Source organism: Nocardia sp. NPDC060249 (assembly GCF_042728755.1).
GTDB lineage: Bacteria > Actinomycetota > Actinomycetes > Mycobacteriales > Mycobacteriaceae > Nocardia.
Genome location: NZ_JBHXAQ010000012.1, coordinates 1 through 14257, shown reverse-complemented (window position 1 = coordinate 14257; position 14257 = coordinate 1). Strand labels below are relative to the sequence as shown.

At 64.8% G+C, this 14257-nt stretch carries 23 protein-coding genes; 3 read left to right on the top strand and 20 right to left on the bottom strand.

Going from position 1 to position 14257, the window contains the following annotated elements; genetic code table 11:
* Positions 1-3: 3 nt before the first annotated feature.
* From ACFWFP_RS28820 to ACFWFP_RS28730, 19 genes are all read right to left on the bottom strand, one after another.
* Positions 4-309 (bottom strand): hypothetical protein, encoded by a 306-nt coding sequence (locus ACFWFP_RS28820; protein WP_379300170.1) that lies wholly within the window; start codon positions 307-309, stop codon positions 4-6.
* Positions 302-778, bottom strand: a complete 477-nt coding sequence (locus ACFWFP_RS28815) for a hypothetical protein (RefSeq protein WP_379300168.1) — start codon at positions 776-778, stop codon at positions 302-304. The genes ACFWFP_RS28820 and ACFWFP_RS28815 overlap by 8 nt, the downstream gene beginning before the upstream one ends.
* Entirely contained in the window at positions 775-1131 is a 357-nt protein-coding gene (locus ACFWFP_RS28810) for a hypothetical protein (protein ID WP_379300166.1), read from the bottom strand. Before ACFWFP_RS28810 ends, ACFWFP_RS28815 begins: the two co-directional genes overlap by 4 nt.
* Positions 1128-1370, bottom strand: a complete 243-nt coding sequence (locus ACFWFP_RS28805; protein ID WP_379300165.1) for a hypothetical protein — start codon at positions 1368-1370, stop codon at positions 1128-1130. Before ACFWFP_RS28805 ends, ACFWFP_RS28810 begins: the two co-directional genes overlap by 4 nt.
* Positions 1367-2068: a hypothetical protein gene (locus ACFWFP_RS28800; RefSeq protein WP_379300164.1), complete on the bottom strand. Its 702-nt coding sequence runs from the start codon at positions 2066-2068 to the stop codon at positions 1367-1369. Before ACFWFP_RS28800 ends, ACFWFP_RS28805 begins: the two co-directional genes overlap by 4 nt.
* Positions 2065-2358, bottom strand: coding sequence for a hypothetical protein (locus ACFWFP_RS28795; RefSeq protein ID WP_379300162.1), 294 nt, complete (start codon positions 2356-2358; stop codon positions 2065-2067). The genes ACFWFP_RS28800 and ACFWFP_RS28795 overlap by 4 nt, the downstream gene beginning before the upstream one ends.
* Positions 2358-2720: a hypothetical protein gene (locus tag ACFWFP_RS28790; RefSeq protein ID WP_379300160.1), complete on the bottom strand. Its 363-nt coding sequence runs from the start codon at positions 2718-2720 to the stop codon at positions 2358-2360. Before ACFWFP_RS28790 ends, ACFWFP_RS28795 begins: the two co-directional genes overlap by 1 nt.
* An 88-nt stretch (positions 2721-2808) precedes the next feature.
* The gene (locus ACFWFP_RS28785; RefSeq protein WP_379300158.1) at positions 2809-4455 is read right to left on the bottom strand and encodes a DNA cytosine methyltransferase; all 1647 of its coding nucleotides are present in this window, start codon (positions 4453-4455) and stop codon (positions 2809-2811) included.
* Between the two features lie 208 nt (positions 4456-4663).
* Positions 4664-5050, bottom strand: coding sequence for a hypothetical protein (locus ACFWFP_RS28780; RefSeq protein ID WP_379300156.1), 387 nt, complete (start codon positions 5048-5050; stop codon positions 4664-4666).
* The gene (locus ACFWFP_RS28775; protein WP_379300154.1) at positions 5047-5622 is read right to left on the bottom strand and encodes a hypothetical protein; all 576 of its coding nucleotides are present in this window, start codon (positions 5620-5622) and stop codon (positions 5047-5049) included. The genes ACFWFP_RS28780 and ACFWFP_RS28775 overlap by 4 nt, the downstream gene beginning before the upstream one ends.
* Positions 5619-6551 carry a hypothetical protein gene (locus ACFWFP_RS28770; RefSeq protein WP_379300152.1) on the bottom strand — a complete coding sequence of 311 codons (933 nt, stop codon included), beginning with the start codon at positions 6549-6551 and terminating at the stop codon, positions 5619-5621. Before ACFWFP_RS28770 ends, ACFWFP_RS28775 begins: the two co-directional genes overlap by 4 nt.
* A gap of 2 nt (positions 6552-6553) precedes the next feature.
* Positions 6554-7000: an HNH endonuclease gene (locus tag ACFWFP_RS28765; protein ID WP_379300150.1), complete on the bottom strand. Its 447-nt coding sequence runs from the start codon at positions 6998-7000 to the stop codon at positions 6554-6556.
* Positions 7001-7033: 33 nt separating this feature from the next.
* The gene (locus tag ACFWFP_RS28760) at positions 7034-7759 is read right to left on the bottom strand and encodes a hypothetical protein (RefSeq protein WP_379300148.1); all 726 of its coding nucleotides are present in this window, start codon (positions 7757-7759) and stop codon (positions 7034-7036) included.
* On the bottom strand, positions 7756-8595 hold the full coding sequence (locus tag ACFWFP_RS28755; protein ID WP_379300146.1) for a hypothetical protein: 840 nt from the start codon (positions 8593-8595) through the stop codon (positions 7756-7758). Before ACFWFP_RS28755 ends, ACFWFP_RS28760 begins: the two co-directional genes overlap by 4 nt.
* Positions 8592-9290, bottom strand: a complete 699-nt coding sequence (locus ACFWFP_RS28750) for an exonuclease domain-containing protein (RefSeq protein WP_379300144.1) — start codon at positions 9288-9290, stop codon at positions 8592-8594. The genes ACFWFP_RS28755 and ACFWFP_RS28750 overlap by 4 nt, the downstream gene beginning before the upstream one ends.
* Positions 9283-9525, bottom strand: coding sequence for a hypothetical protein (locus ACFWFP_RS28745; protein ID WP_379300142.1), 243 nt, complete (start codon positions 9523-9525; stop codon positions 9283-9285). Before ACFWFP_RS28745 ends, ACFWFP_RS28750 begins: the two co-directional genes overlap by 8 nt.
* Entirely contained in the window at positions 9525-10172 is a 648-nt protein-coding gene (locus ACFWFP_RS28740) for a hypothetical protein (protein ID WP_379300140.1), read from the bottom strand. Before ACFWFP_RS28740 ends, ACFWFP_RS28745 begins: the two co-directional genes overlap by 1 nt.
* Positions 10173-10227: 55 nt before the next feature.
* Complete coding sequence (locus tag ACFWFP_RS28735) at positions 10228-11076, bottom strand: lambda exonuclease family protein (protein WP_379300138.1); 849 nt, start codon at positions 11074-11076, stop codon at positions 10228-10230.
* A complete protein-coding gene (locus ACFWFP_RS28730) occupies positions 11073-11222 on the bottom strand; it encodes a hypothetical protein (protein ID WP_379300136.1) in 150 nt (49 codons plus the stop codon). The genes ACFWFP_RS28735 and ACFWFP_RS28730 overlap by 4 nt, the downstream gene beginning before the upstream one ends.
* A 319-nt stretch (positions 11223-11541) precedes the next feature.
* Here ACFWFP_RS28730 and ACFWFP_RS28725 point away from each other — a divergent pair, with 319 nt between their 5' ends.
* On the top strand, positions 11542-12036 hold the full coding sequence (locus ACFWFP_RS28725) for a hypothetical protein (RefSeq protein WP_379300134.1): 495 nt from the start codon (positions 11542-11544) through the stop codon (positions 12034-12036).
* Positions 12037-12107: 71 nt separating this feature from the next.
* Here ACFWFP_RS28725 and ACFWFP_RS28720 read toward each other — a convergent pair whose 3' ends face one another.
* A complete protein-coding gene (locus ACFWFP_RS28720) occupies positions 12108-12545 on the bottom strand; it encodes a hypothetical protein (protein WP_379300132.1) in 438 nt (145 codons plus the stop codon).
* 357 nt (positions 12546-12902) lie between these two features.
* On the opposite strand from ACFWFP_RS28720, the gene ACFWFP_RS28715 reads away from it, so the two are divergent.
* Positions 12903-13214: a helix-turn-helix domain-containing protein gene (locus tag ACFWFP_RS28715; RefSeq protein WP_379300130.1), complete on the top strand. Its 312-nt coding sequence runs from the start codon at positions 12903-12905 to the stop codon at positions 13212-13214.
* 117 nt (positions 13215-13331) lie between these two features.
* Complete coding sequence (locus ACFWFP_RS28710; RefSeq protein WP_379300128.1) at positions 13332-13964, top strand: hypothetical protein; 633 nt, start codon at positions 13332-13334, stop codon at positions 13962-13964.
* Positions 13965-14257: the final 293 nt, after the last annotated feature.

Sequence of the window (14257 nt, the reverse complement as noted above, 5' to 3'; positions counted from 1 at the left end):
GGTTCAGCCCTCGACGGGTTCGTAGGTGACGGCGAAGATGTCGCGGCGGCACGGGTAGAACTCGCCGGCGATGCCACGGATCACCCAGTCCCCTGGCGATGCCTGGATCCACCCTTCGAGGGTGCGGATGCCGATGGTGTGCCCTTTTGCTGTTCCGGGGCAGCCCATGTCGTGAGAACAGTGGTAGTTGGCCCGACCGTCGTTGTCGAGGATCCACTGGATGATCGGGGTCGCGCCTTCTGCGGTCCCGTCCCACTCCATGGCGCTGATGACGACGGGCTTCTTGCGGTACTGCTTGGCCTCAGCCATGGTTCTCCCTGCGTTGGCGGGCGCGCGCGATGGCTTCGAGGAGCTTCGGCGGCGGTTCGGTGTCTTCGTCGGCGAGCATCTTGGCGAGCGCACCCGGCGCGACGATCGTGTAGTCGACGCCGCTGTTGGTCGCAGTGGCCTTTTCGTCGCCACCGGTCACGACCATCAGAGCTTTGTGGTACTCGTGGACCAAGTTCTCCAGGTCACCGATCTGGGCTGCGTCGCGTTGCTGTTTGGTGTGGATCGCCGCGTACGCCTGTTGGGTTTCGGCGCGCAACGCCTCCAGCTGGCGGGTGCGGCGGATGGCGAGGTCGATCATGTTGACCAGCCCGCCGTCGGGGATGACGAGTGCAAGCAGGTGCGGCGGGAGCGTGTTGTACTGCTCGTTCCCGCCCTCGTACGTGCAGAGGGTCGCGTCGCGGATCTGCTCAAGCTCGGCGACGGTCAGGTCCGGGGTCTCGTCGGTCATGCGGTCACTGGCTTCCAGTCGGTGATGTACCGGCGAAGGCGAGGCGAATCGCCCCACAGCTTCTGGGCTACGTTCGGGTCAGCCGAGTACGAACACGGCTCGCTCGCATCGCATTCGCACCCAGCGCACGGAACGTCGCACCGCCCGCCTTCCTCGACGCCGGTTGGCAGCAGGTCACCGAGCGCGTCGACCAGACGCGCGGCGTCGGCCCGGTATCGCTGGCGAACCATCTCAGGCACCTTGGCCCATTCCCTGGCCGGTGCGCTTGGCGTCCCGAAGTCAAGTTCGTCGATGTCGAACTGGCCGATAGCCAGGCGTTCGATGACCTCGGCGCGGATCTCCTCGGCGGTCACTCGGTCACCGCTTTCGCCTGTTCGCGGCTGCGTGCCTTGCGGCCACGCTCGGCTGCGGCTTGGTCGCCAGCGCGATACCCCATGGCGTAGATCTCGGCGGCGAGTCGGTGCAGCGACCACACCCCGCTCTCGTCGAGAAGTGCCCGGTTGCTGAACTGTTTCACGTCGCGCAGCTCGTACTCCACGTACTGCTCGACATGGCACACGACCTCGATGGGCTCGATCTGATCGCTACTCACGCGGCAGCCTCCAGTGCGGGCGCGACGTAGCCGGTGATCTTGTCGTACAGGCGCATCGCCCAGCGAGCGTCACCCATCGCGGTGTGCCGCTCCGCTTCCGAAGGGGGTTCGACACCGAGCAGCCGAGACAGGTCGTCGGACTTCCAGGGCGGGTTCACCGCGGCGATCGAGCCGAGGCGACGGGCCTTGTCCTCCAACGCTTCCTCGCCATCGGGTTCGTCCAGCGCCCCGGCCGCACGCAGCCCAGCGAGGTATCCGACGGCGAGGTTTTCCACGTCGATGAGGTGGTAGTGCCAGTTCGGGGTGAAGTGTGCGGCGCGCAGCAGGTTGGCGAGGACTTCGGTGTCGAAGTTGGGGACGGCACCGACGACGTGCGCGCCGTGGGTCCAGCGGGCTACGCGGAGAGCAGCGGCCGAGGGCATGAGGCAGTCGTCGGCACCGAACGGGTCACCCCAGATCGGCGCACGGGTGGCGTGATCGTTCTTGGCGGCGGCGGACAGTTCACGGCCGAGGGGGTGGCGGTCGTAGAACCGGCCCACGTCGAGCCCGAACGGGTCGGCGGTTTCGAGGTCGATGTCGACGAAGAACTCGATTTCATGTTCGCCGGTGGCGTCGCGGCGAATCATCGCGATCTCCCAGGCTTTCCGGCCGGGGTGGATGCCATCGGTTTCGGTGTCGAGGAACACGATCGGGGTCATGCGGTGTGGTCTCCTTCGAGTTCGGCGGTCATTTCGCCGCCATGCCGGTAGTCCTTCTCGACGGCCTCTTCCCACGTCAACGCGAACTGTGCGTACGCTTTTCGTGTCTCACCATCAGCGACGAAACCGACGATCCGTTCGGCACGCTCGCGGGCTTCCGTTGCTGCCATCTCAACGAAGTACTCAACGACCTCCGAGCGGGTCGCGTCCCAAGCCGCGAATTCGTCGGTGTTGCTGCAGAAGATGCCGAACCGGTCCGTGCCGGGTTGCCGGATCACCTGGTAACCCATCAGCTCTGGTCTCCTTCGAGGGCTTCACGGAGTTCGGTGGTGTGTGCGCGGGAGACTTCGCCGAGGATGTCGTCGTACTGCTCGGCGGCGTCCCACCGGCGTAGCAGGGCGTGAACCCGGTCGAGGGCATCGAGCAGGTGAGGCGCGTTGGTCATCGCCCAACCGATCGCCGCAGCGTCGGGACCATCGTTCGGACCACTACTGGCCCAGCGTTCAGTCAAGCCGTCTGCGAGGGTGCCCAACGCCCAGTAGTCGGCTGGCCAAGTCCCGCTGGGCTTGGTGACCACCCATACGCCGAGTGTCGCTTCGGCGAGCAGCGAACGGCCCTCGGCGACAAGGTGACTGATCGGGCGGGCGGTCATTTCGGGCTCCGGTCCTGTGCTGGTTTCGGGTTGAAAGTGGGTCGAGAAGATGTCACATGCGATGATGCGCACATCGTGATCAGACCGTTCATGCCGCCACCTGCTCCTGATGGAAGCTGCGACGCATCCGACGCCCGATCCACTCCCCCACCTGCGGCGACACAGCATTGCCGTAGCCGTCGACCTGGTTACGCGCGCTGCCCCACACCTTGAATGTGCCCGGCCGCCCGGCGAAGTCGGGATTGAACCCGCAGCCGACACCGACCTCGGCCGCGCGGAGCATGCGGAAGTAGCACTCCTCGAGAGTGATGTTGGCAAGCAACGCAGCCCATTCAGCGGTCAGCAGACCAGGAATCTGCTCGCTGGTGATCGTCGGCATCGCTTCCGAGCCGAGCGCCGGCCGCGTGTTCTTCCGGAACGGGATGATCCCGGCCATCAGGCCGAGCGTTTCCGACGCGGCCTGCGTCGGCAACGGAACATCGACACCGCGGGTCGCGCCTTGATAGTTGGCGACCGCGGCGAACAGCAATGCCCGGTCCTCGGTCGCGGTGACGGTGTCCATCGGGCGCGTGAGGTGTTGCCCGTCGCCGTTGTGACGGTGCGCGAACATCGCCATCCCCGTCGACAGGATCCCGGTTTCCTGCTGACTGGTCTGCGTCGCCATCGGCTGACCGAGCAACCTCTCGACACCGTGAACAGCCTTCGCGGGCATCAGGATCGCGGGGTACTCGGCGAACCGCTTCCGGCACCGTTCCGCACGGGCCATCGTCGCCGGCGCGAGCGGGCTCAACACCTGCTGGTCGCCGACGGTGAACTTCTTCAGCGGCCGGTCGCCGATCTTCGAGCCCAGGTCGGTGAGGTCGAGCGCTTCGACGGACGGGGTCATCGGCGGAACGACTTCACGACGGCACCGCGGGCACCGGTAGTTGTACTGGATGCCGTACCGGACAGCACCGGTCGGCGGCACACCCGTCTTCCACGACCACACCGCTTCCACCGCGTCGTCGCACGCGTGGCACCACGACAGCGGGCAGTGATCCAGGTCCGGTGCGGGCATGTGGTTCTGCCAGAACACGATGTACAGACGATCGCGGGACTGCGGGACACCGAAGAACATGCTGTTGAGGCGCAGTTCGCGGTACTGGTAGTCGAGGTTGCCGAACTGCTTGAGCCACCACCGGTAAGTCGTGCCGTCACCGACCTTCTGACGGCCCGGAATCGCAGGACCCCACGACACCAACTCGGTCGTGCACTCCACCAGGATCATGCGCGGCCGATGCCGGTCCGCGTAGTGCAGCACACAGTTCGCGGTCGCCCGGTCACGCTCCGAACGAGTAACGCGCGCATCGAAATCGGGGTCATCCAAGTCGAACAGCGACGCACCCTGCTCGTACGCCTTCTTCGTGTTCGCCTGGCTGTGGTTGACGCACGAGACGCCGGCGACGAGAAGATCACCCGCGGGCAGGTCACGCGCCGAGTGGTAGTCCGCCGACTCCGGATTGACCAAGTCGGCGATCCAGTGCTGCGCGTCGGGGTGATTGGCTTCGTGGACCTCGACCTTGTAGGCGTTGTGGTTCGCGGCCATGATCGTCGTGAACCCCGCGGCCTCGATGCCTTGGGTGATCCCGCCGAACCCGGAGAACAAGTCCACCGCGATCAGCTCATCGTGCTTGAACCGACGCTGACGGGTCGCGGGACGGTGCGATGCGGTGCGCGCGGGCGCCAACGTGGTCACTGGTCACCGCCGACCGGATCGGCTCCCTGAAGCCCCGCAGCGCTGTCACCCACACCCGAGGTCCATCGAACACCCGTTCGACTGCCAGCGTTGCCGCTAGCCGGGCGCACGGCCATCCCGAAGCCCGGCAGCGCACCGCAGCGAAACAACAAACCGAATTCGGGGAACTGCGTCCCACGTATGCAGTTTCGTCGGCTAATGATATTTTTCATGCTGCGACCGTCTTCCCTGTGAGCCTTTGGAGGCATGGGATGCGGGCTTCGAGTCCGGTGACGGCGGTGCAGGTGTGGCCTGGTTCGGCTCCGCATCGGGGGCACGGGTCGTTGATGGCGCCCGTCAGCGTGTAAGCCGTCATGACTGCGTGCCTCCTGACTGGTTCGGGTGCCGGGTTGTTGCGGGCGTGGATGTTGGTGGCGATGTCGAGGATTTCGCGGGCTGCGGGCAGGAAGGTGTTGGCGCGGTAGTGGATTTGGATGGCTTCGCGGACGGTTCCGGGGTCGAGGTGGCCGATGGTGTCGGTCCAGTGGGTGATCGCGATGTCGGTGGCGCTGATTCCGATTTCCTCGAGTATCGCCACGATGTAAAGCCGGTTCATGAGGCTGCCTTTTCGATGGAGAAGGTGTCGGTGACGCGGAACATTTCGGCGAGTTCGCGTCGCCGGTCGCGGTGGGTGACCGCGGCCTTTTTGGCTTTGGTGACGAGGGCTTTGAACTCGTCCATCTCGGTGTCGGTGAGGTCGTGAACCGCGGTGCGGCCGAGGGCGAGCGACAGGGCGATGTCGCGGGAGAGCCGGTGTGCGCGTTGCGGTGTCAGGCCCATTTCCTGGAGAAGGTGGTTCGCCATGTCCATTTCGGCGATCCGTTCGGCGGGGAGTTGGGCGAGGACAGCTCGGCGGGCTTTGTGGGCGTGCGCGACGATCAGGTCCGGGGTCGGCCGGAACGGTTCGGCGGGTTCTGACCGGTTGTCGGCACGGGCTTGGGAGACCTGGGTGTGGTGGGTGCGGGCGTGGTCGACGCCGGCGAGGAGGTCTTCGACGGGAAGCCCGGACTCGGCGAACCGTCGCGCCCACGCTTCGACGGCTCCGGCGCCGACGCGGGGGAACCACAGGTCGTGGTTCTGGAGGTTGTCGACGACCGCCTGGGCGACCTCGATGGGGTTGGCGGTCATGCGGTGGCGCTCCAATCGGGTGCGGCGGGCAGGGCTTTGGGTTCGCCGTCGACGATCTGCAGGATCGGCGACTGGTTGGGGGTTGCGTGTTTGCGTCGGACTTCGTCGAAGATCGCGGCTTGGTCGCGGGCTTTGCGGTCGGAGGCGGCGAGCGGGGCAGCGACGGCGAGGGGGGCTCGGCGGGCTTTGACGGCGTCGTCGACGAGGTGCCGGAACAGGCCCATGCGGGCGTCGGGGCGACCCATCCACGTTTCGAGGCCGGCGGCGATGTCGTCGGCGTTGACTCCGGCGTGGAGCATGGTCGCGGCTTGGATGGCCAGCTCGGTACGGGTGGGCTGCGAGAGGCCCTGAGTGGCGTGGCGGACGATGACCCAACCGTCGGGCGGCACCTTGGGGCCGGTTGCCTCGGGGGCGGTTTCGGCGCGCTGTTCGTCGTGCTCGCCCGCGTTACTTACGTAAGCAGCACTAGGTACGTAAGTAGTGTTCTCTTCTTCTACCTCTACCTCTGCTACGTTTTCGCTTAGCTGATCGCTAGCAGGTGCTAGCCCGCCGCTAGAGGGTTCCTGGCTGTCTTGCTTGGCGTTGGCCGCCTTCCGCAAACCACCCTTTCGACCGGCTGACCTGGCCTTTTCCCTGGCTGCATCGACCTCGGCGCGTGTCTGGTTGTGCTCCGCGTAGTCGTGGAAGATGACGCAATTTTGTTCTGCGTCTTCAGAACAGACACCGGTGGCGAGAACCGCTTTTCTGTTCCGATCTGTTTCCATCTTCCGCCAGACGGCCATGCTGATCCGGCCGTCGGTGAGGTACTCGCGGCAGTGCATGATGGCCTTGGCGATGAGCCACTTCTGGGCACCGTTGAGCGTCGCGAATTTCGGGTGACGGTCCATGTCGACGGTCAGCGTGATGTAGGTCCGGTTGTCCTTTGGCATGGCTAGACGCGTGCTCCCTTCCGGCTGTTGCACGGGCGGCACAGCACCCGGAGGTTGTCGACCGTGTCCTCGCCGCCGCGGCTCCACGGGTAGATGTGGTCGAGGGAGAGGTCCTCGGTGGCGCCGCAGTGGACGCATTGGTGCCCGTCGCGGGCGAAGACCGCACGGCGGGTGGCGATCGGGATGTGGTCGCGCTCAAGTGGCCGCTGGTCGCGGAATTCCCAGCCGGTGTCGCGTTCGATCCAGAGCCCGTAGGCGACGAGTTCGCGAGCGCGAGACTTCGCCCGCTTGATTCCGGTGAGAGGCAACAGCACGAACGGCAGGAAGCCTTCGTGGCCAGCGGTCCCGGCAAGGGCATAGCCGCGCGTCAGAAGCCGTTCAGCGTCGGTAGTCAGCGACATCACGGCGGGGTCGAGGTAGTAGTTCGACGACAGCCAGACGGCTTTCACAGTGGGTGTCCGTCCTCTCGCTTGGAAGGGTGGTTAGGTGGCGGCGCGGGCGCGTCTGGCGGCTTGGGCGCGGGCGTAGTTGGCGCGTTGGCAGGTCAGGCAGATGCGGTGCCCGTTGGGTTCGCGTTTGGTGTTCTTGGGTGTGTAGGCGTGGCCGCGGGCGCATTCGGAGCGCTCGGCGAGCTTGATGCCGGCGGCGGCCCAGTCGGGTTGTGCGCGGGCGTGGTCGATGTCGATGCCTTCCCACGCGAGTGGGGGCGCGTACTTCAGGCGCCGTGCAACGCGCAGTGCTTCGGCGTTGCCGCCCGGTGTGCCTGACAGTTGCTCGTATAGGTCACGGATCGCCGCCCACCGCACGTAGGTGACGGTCGGGCGGCCAATGGTGTCGTTGAGGCCGTCGTTGGTGGTGATATTGAGTCGGGTTGCGAGTTCGTGTGTGGACCAACCGATCGCGTTGAGCGCTCGGATTCGGCGGCGGGCACCGACCGCGGGCACGTGGGTTTGGCGGGGGTCGGGGTGGTGGGTGACTTTGAAGATCCGGGCGGCGAGCTCGATGCGGACGTAGTGGGTGTTGTGGCGCATGATGTGCAGCACCCCGGCGACGCTCATGTTGGCGGCGGACGCGATCATTTGGGGTTTGAGGCCGAGGTCGTAGAGTTCCTGGATCCGTGTCCGGACGAGCGCGACGGGCATGGTCGCTGGTTCGCCGCGGGCCTTGCGGGTTCGGTACGCCTTTGAGGCGCGCGCGTCGTCGGTCATGCCGCCTGCTTGCGGAGTTCGCGGCGTCGGCGGACGAATGCCATGTCGGCGCCGGCGATGCTGATGTTCAGGCTCTGGGAGAGCCGTTCACGGTTCCATCCGCGCTCGATGGCGTGATCGATGACAGCTTTGCGTTCGGGGCCACGGACCTCCCCATCGTGGCGGCCGTCGATGATGCGCTGCAGGAGCACTTCGTCGACCTCTCCACTTGGGGCGGCATCGAAGACCGGCTTGCTGTCGGGGTGGTCGATGTCGAGGTCCGCCCATGCCATCGGTGAGGGGAAGTTGTTGCGGGCACCGAACTCGCGGGCCTTCTTCGACGGGCCAGGCACTGACGACAGCTGCTCGTACAAATCCGCCACCCTCAACCAGGTCGCGCCTTTGACATGCGTACGCGTGGGCAACTGCGCGACGAGTTGGTGTGTCACACCGAGGTGTTCGCCGAGGTGTCGATTGGAGTAGCCGATACGCTGCAGCGCCTGCAGTCGTCGACGGACGCCGAGAACAGGAACGCTCAGTGTGTTCTGCGCCTCGACAGGTACATGGGTCACCGACATGATCCGGCTGGCCTGCTCGATCAGCATCGTGTCGTAGTTCTGCATGCGGGTGTTCCAGATGGTGCGTTGGCTCACTCCGGCCGCAATGGCGATGGCGTCGTCTCGGAATCCGATCGAGCGAAGCCAGAGGACGTGGGCGAGCACGCCATCGAGATTCACCTTGGACGGGATCCCTTTGTGTGTGCGCGCGACCCAGAGCTTGTGGCGTTTGTAGTCACCGAGAACTGGGACTTGAGATCGGATCCGCCTGGAGGCGCTTCGCTGTTCGGTGGTGGTCATGCTGCTTCGCTTTCGGGGGCGGTCTGGATCGGCCATTCGGTTCGGACCGTGGATGGGTCGCGGTCGTTGCGGCGGAGCCAGTCGGCGTATCGATGGCCTTCTTCGCGGTACCAGTGGGTTTGGCGTTCCATCAGCTGGTCGGGGGCGAACTCGGCGAGGGTCGGGTAGACGCGGGGCAGTTTCCAGGCGAGGCGTGCCGCGGCGAGGGCGTCAGCTTCGGCGTCATGTGCGTCGTCGAGGCGCATGCCGTAATGGATCATCACGGCCGACAACTTCCGTTGGCCTGCGCCTTTGCGGTACCGGTCGTACTGCTTGTCGAGGACGAACGGGTCGACCACCAGGCCCCCGACCGTGAAAGTCGGGTCCTGGGTGGCGATCAGCGACAGGTCGTAGTTGGCGTTGTAGACGGTGAGCCCGCGACCTTCGGCCCACACTGCACGGAGTTCGGCGACGACCTCGGCCACCACTTGGTCGTGGGGGTGGCCGTGCTTCTGGACGTATTCGTCGCTGAACCCGTGGATCTCGGTTGCCTCGGCGGGGATGGGGATGCCGGGGTTGGCGATCCAGTGGCGGCGGGCCACTTGGCCGCCGTCGATGCGGAGGACGCACGCTGACACAATCCGCGCGGTGTGCGGGTCGGGAGAGGTGGTCTCCAGATCGAAGGCGGCCAAGGGCATTTCGGTCCAACTAGTCACGGTCGGCCTCCTCCATCGCCTCGACGGCTTGGATGAGCGTCTGGCCGGGCTTGATGAGCACGGCCCGGTATCCGTCGTGCCGGTTGGCGTAGCGGAGGGCCTGGTTCTCGTTGTCGCCGAAGGAGCGGATCTCGTAGCAGTCGCCGCCTTCGCCGTCCCGTGATCCCACGACTGGGTAGACCAACCACACGCCGTCGACGTCGAGCGGCGCGACTGTCAGGTGATCGCGCCGCATCACTGCTCCGGCGGGGCGTCGTAGTACTCGGCGGGCGCGTCCTGGACGTCGTCCTCGGGCGGTGTCTCCCCCGCGGCGCTGATCGTGTTGGCCTGGTCCTTCCACAGCTGCACCAGTCGGGTCCGGTGCTGTCCCAGGTCGAACGTCTTCAGTTGGGCGCCGATCGAGTCGAGTGCCGCACGGTCAGCGGCGGTTTCGATATTTGTTGCCATCTCCTGCGCCTGGGCGTCTGTGATCGGTGGCGGCCCGGCAGGCAGCGGCTCGACGACGTACGGAGCTCTCTTGCCGCGAGTCACAGTCAGCGCGAGCGTGAGTCGTTTGTCGATGTGGGAAAGATGGCTGATTCGGATGCCGCCAACTTCCTGCCCGCCGAACTTCACGGCGGGGTCGCGGTAGATGGTCATCCGTCGGCCGACGTACGCCGCCGCTTCGGCACCCCATGCGGCTACGAGGATGCGGCGGACAGTTTTCGATGGCCGGAATGGGCGGCCGGGGAACTCGACGAGGTGGATGTTTACCGGCTGCTCGGCGGAACCCTCGTTGACGCGTTCGACGGTCACTGTGCGCGGTCCGGAGAGGACGTCTTCCGCGTTGAGTTGGTCTGATTTCGGGATGATGGTTTCTGCCAGGTTGAAGGATGTTGTCATCGTGATGCCTTTCTGAGAGTTCAAGGTGTCGAGTTGTGTTGGGGTGCGCCGTCTTTCAGAAGACGATTTCCATTTCGCTGAGGACTCGTTCGGTGGTGGGGAGTCCGGCGGTGGCCTCGTTGTAGAGGCGGATCATCTCGGCGGCGTTTTCCTCGAGGGCGTGGACGGCGTCGAGGATGGCTTTGAACCAGCGGGGGTCGGGGTGGACGCGTGTGACTGCCATCGGCATGCCGCCGCAGTAGCTGACGTAGTCCAGCCACTTGCGGCCGGAGACGAGGAGGCCGCATTGGAGTTGTGCCATGTTGTCGGCGGGGATGGTCCCGCTGAGGAAGTGTTGGAGCTGGATTTTCGAGCGTCGGGACTTGATTTCGATGAGCCCGTCTGAGCCGACGAGTCCGTCTGGGGAGTAGCCGATGCAGATGCCGTTGTGTTCGCGGATCATGAACCCGGTCTCGTGGACGGGTGCGTAGTGTTCGCTGTAGTGGTCGCGGGCACGGGGTTCTTCTTCGATGCCGCGCATCATGTCGTCGGACAGGAACGTTTCGTCGGTCCATCCCGTGATGCGTTCAGCGACCAGCAGGGCGGTGAGGCCGCGGGAGGTTTCGTTGCTCGCGGTTTTGAACACCACGGAGGTGTTGCGGCGCGCCAGCTCTGTGCGGTCGGCGTGCAAGGTCTTGATCAGCGCGCCTGCGCGGGTTTTGCTTCGGCATGGCTCGTTCGCGGGGGCGCCACAGTCGGGGCAGTCGTAGTCGATCGCGGCGAGGCGGCGGACGGTGATGAGGTTGCCGACGACGGAGGCGGTGACCATGCCGCGGCGTTGGTTGTGCCATTCGTCGGTGCCTTGGACGATGTCGGGGAGGACGATGAGGCGGGGGCCGAGGTTGGCGGGGGCTGGTGCGGTCACAGGACACTCCAGTCCATAAGCCAGGCGAGGACGCCGATGAACCCGCCGAGGGAGACGGTGCAGATCAGGACCGCGGCGCGATCACCGAGCGTTGGAGATGTCGCCGCCGGGTGTCGGGTGCGGGAGGTAAGTTCGGGATTGGTCATGCTGCGGTTTCCTTTTCGTTGACGTGGTGTGGCCCGCCCGCCTCCCCAGTGCCAGTGGGGGGCGGGCACCCGAAACGCGATTCGCGTTGCGTTGCGACACCTACGTTACGTCGTAACGTAATCACAGGCAAGGCCCGTGTCCGGTTCGTGTCGTTTCGAGGTGGCACACCATGCACGCCACTACGCTCAGGGGTGCGAGCGGCCCAGACACGATGCCTATCGGGGCGTAGACACGCCGTACGTCACATTGCAATGTCTTTTGTTGCGACACAATGCGCGATAGGATCGCCTCGACAGCACTCATCTCCGAGAGGCCCCCATGACTGACACTGTGGACATCCCGCCCACTGAAAGCCGATGGTGGGATTACGTCGAGGACCTGCAGGTCGCGAACGGCATGAAGACGGTCACCGCGGTCGCAGAAAAGATCGGGATTCCCCCGTCCACGGTGTACGCGTGGAAGAGCGGCGCCGGATCCGGCAAGAAGGCCAACACCAAGGTCGACGCCGAAACCGCGAGGTTGGTGGCCTACAAGTTCGACCGACCGGTTCTCGAGGTGTTCTTCAACGCCGGCCTCTTGGCCCGTGAGGACGTCGCCGAAGACAGAGATGTCATCGGGTTGACCACCGAAGACTTGACCGACGAAGCGCTGCTACAAGATCTGGCCAGACGGTTCCAGCGGCTCAAGACCGAAAACGAGTTACTGCGCAACGAGCGACCCCAGGCCGAGGAGCCCGAGGCGCCGGCGAAGGCCCCGTCCACTCTCAAACGGAAGTCGACACGTGTTGCGCGTCGACCCGAAGGTCGCGCGTAGGCTGTAGACGCAAAAGGAAGCCCCTCACCTACTGGGTGAGGGGCTTTCGCGTTCTCTGTGCTCAGCGTTGATCAGGCTGCGGGGGTGCGCCGCTTGTGCGCGACCCGCATGATGTTCGCGTGCGCCGCGGCGATGCGTGCTGCGGCGGTGTCGTTTTCGTCGACAGGGATGGAGACCGAGGAGTGCCAGGCTCCGTCGACTCCCCGCGCCCATCCCGACTCGACGGTGGGCTTGTGGATGAAGGCGTCGACGGCGTATTCGCGGAGGATGTCGGCTTCGTCTTCGGTGAGGCCGGTGTTGTGCGGCCAGACTTCGATGGCGCCGCCGGTTTCGACGGAGTGGAAGCCGAGTTCTTTCCACATCTGGTCGGCCGAGTCGATCCAGTACTTCACGGGTCCGTCGCCGGCGTGGACGGTGATGCCGAGGCTGTTGAGGTCCGGCGATAGGTCGGTGTTGATCGGGATCGGCTGATAGTTCTGGATGAACGGGTCGTCGGGGCTGAGCGTCATTGATCATCCTTGGTGGTGTGGCTCGGCGTTCCGTTGCCGAGGGTTAGCCGTTATCTGTGCGCGCTGGGCGCGTGCTGGGCGCTGAGTTCGCGCGAGACGGTCTATGCGTGCACCAGATTCCCACCCTCATTTGGTCGCAACACCTCCCGAGCTGGGCTTTCCCCGACGAAAGTACCCATCTCGCTGGAAGTGGTTTTACCGGAATGTTGTCCTCGTTAAGCTTGTTTGAGACCCTACTACCAAGAATCTTAGTACCGCAAGCGCTGTTATCGGTTCGTTTGCTAGTTAGGAGTTTGGGTTCGTGTCGACTTGGGTACAACCCCGGGTTCGGGGACCGTTTGCGGCTACGGTGTCGTGGTGACGGAAGGCCCCAACAATCTTGACGAAGCGGTCGGGCGTACCATCGCCCGCCGCCGAAACGCGCACCCTTTAACGCAGGAGGAGATGGCCTACACGCTGAGCACCAGCGCTGGAAGAGTGCGGAACTTCGAGCAGGGTCGCCAACGGATACCCCTTTCGTACGTTTGGGAGTGCGCAGGTGTGTTCAACTGCGAAGTGACCGACATTTTCGCCGAAGCGGCGCAGTTGCTAAGAGCCCGAGGCATTGTCCCCACTCCCCCGAAACCGAATCCGACGCTCGGCGACATCGGCCGGTCGCTGGGCTTCTGAAGCTAGTCGCGATTTCGCATCCGTGTTGCGAAATCAATGCTATCCGACGTGCGCGTATCTACACTCCGGCTTGTGTGGAGTGTCGGGTGGTTTCTGATAGTTGTCGGTGTGGCGCGTATGTCCATCTGGAAGTTCCGGAAGAGTTCGCGTCGTTTCACTCTGGCGTTGCTGCTGACAGGGATCGGATTCCTGTTGCCGCCAACGACATTGGAGGAAGGCACAACCAATTTCGGGTTACGTCTGCTAACGACGTCGTTTGCCGCCGCGGCGTGTGCACTGTGGGGGTGGGTTCTGATAAGCGCGACAGCCGCTTTGCCGGACGGTAGTCACAAGCCGTGGTTCGGGCCAGCTCTGTGGTGGTGGCGCGGACTGGTGGCGGCCATGGCTGTCGGGATGCTGTTCCCCGGGCTGGGCGCGTTCGGGCCGATTGTGCTGACGCTTGTCGCGGTTGTGTTCGGCACCCTGGGATTGATGACGTTGATACGCCTGTTGCGCGACGCGAGGTTGTCGGTCATGTTGACGACGGCAATCCTGGTCGTCGGGTGTGGGCTGATCCAGATCGGGTTCGCGTCGGTCGCGATCTCACAGATTCCGAGTAATCCGCACTGGATGGCCGATAACGCGGATCTGGTGACGTTGTGGGTGACCGCGCCTGTGGGCGTGGCGGTCGGGCTGGCCGGGCTCATCGGTTTGTATGCCGCGGGCAAGGACTGGCGGGGCGAGCGTCGCGCGCCTGCCGAGGAGGTGTGAGCGACGGTGTGGTTACCGGTCTGTCGTCAGGTTTCAACCGCTCACCTGAGGCGCTGGAGCCGGTAGGGTTGAGGTGTCCCCGCGGCGTCGCCAGAGCGGCGGATTTTGGCTCTCGGGAGCGGTTCTCAGGCCGTGCACAGGCCGTCCGGGATCAACTATCAACACCCACCAACACCGATCAATACCCACAATCCGCAGGTCAGCCAGCATTTAGGCTGAAATGCCGTGAGCTGGGGTTATGTTGGCGGAATCAACCATGTGATGATTATGCACGACTATGCAAGCTCATTCAT

What these genes read in the sequence shown, in the direction of transcription:
- ACFWFP_RS28820 (WP_379300170.1), bottom strand. Translation starts at nt 309, where the DNA reads ATGGCTGAGGCCAAGCAGTACCGCAAGAAGCCCGTCGTCATCAGCGCC.
- ACFWFP_RS28815 (WP_379300168.1), bottom strand. Translation starts at nt 778, where the DNA reads ATGACCGACGAGACCCCGGACCTGACCGTCGCCGAGCTTGAGCAGATC.
- ACFWFP_RS28800 (WP_379300164.1), bottom strand. Translation starts at nt 2,068, where the DNA reads ATGACCCCGATCGTGTTCCTCGACACCGAAACCGATGGCATCCACCCC.
- ACFWFP_RS28795 (WP_379300162.1), bottom strand. Translation starts at nt 2,358, where the DNA reads ATGGGTTACCAGGTGATCCGGCAACCCGGCACGGACCGGTTCGGCATC.
- ACFWFP_RS28790 (WP_379300160.1), bottom strand. Translation starts at nt 2,720, where the DNA reads ATGACCGCCCGCCCGATCAGTCACCTTGTCGCCGAGGGCCGTTCGCTG.
- ACFWFP_RS28780 (WP_379300156.1), bottom strand. Translation starts at nt 5,050, where the DNA reads ATGAACCGGCTTTACATCGTGGCGATACTCGAGGAAATCGGAATCAGC.
- ACFWFP_RS28775 (WP_379300154.1), bottom strand. Translation starts at nt 5,622, where the DNA reads ATGACCGCCAACCCCATCGAGGTCGCCCAGGCGGTCGTCGACAACCTC.
- ACFWFP_RS28770 (WP_379300152.1), bottom strand. Translation starts at nt 6,551, where the DNA reads ATGCCAAAGGACAACCGGACCTACATCACGCTGACCGTCGACATGGAC.
- ACFWFP_RS28760 (WP_379300148.1), bottom strand. Translation starts at nt 7,759, where the DNA reads ATGACCGACGACGCGCGCGCCTCAAAGGCGTACCGAACCCGCAAGGCC.
- ACFWFP_RS28755 (WP_379300146.1), bottom strand. Translation starts at nt 8,595, where the DNA reads ATGACCACCACCGAACAGCGAAGCGCCTCCAGGCGGATCCGATCTCAA.
- ACFWFP_RS28745 (WP_379300142.1), bottom strand. Translation starts at nt 9,525, where the DNA reads ATGCGGCGCGATCACCTGACAGTCGCGCCGCTCGACGTCGACGGCGTG.
- ACFWFP_RS28740 (WP_379300140.1), bottom strand. Translation starts at nt 10,172, where the DNA reads ATGACAACATCCTTCAACCTGGCAGAAACCATCATCCCGAAATCAGAC.
- ACFWFP_RS28730 (WP_379300136.1), bottom strand. Translation starts at nt 11,222, where the DNA reads ATGACCAATCCCGAACTTACCTCCCGCACCCGACACCCGGCGGCGACA.
- ACFWFP_RS28725 (WP_379300134.1), top strand. Translation starts at nt 11,542, where the DNA reads ATGACTGACACTGTGGACATCCCGCCCACTGAAAGCCGATGGTGGGAT.
- ACFWFP_RS28720 (WP_379300132.1), bottom strand. Translation starts at nt 12,545, where the DNA reads ATGACGCTCAGCCCCGACGACCCGTTCATCCAGAACTATCAGCCGATC.
- ACFWFP_RS28710 (WP_379300128.1), top strand. Translation starts at nt 13,332, where the DNA reads ATGTCCATCTGGAAGTTCCGGAAGAGTTCGCGTCGTTTCACTCTGGCG.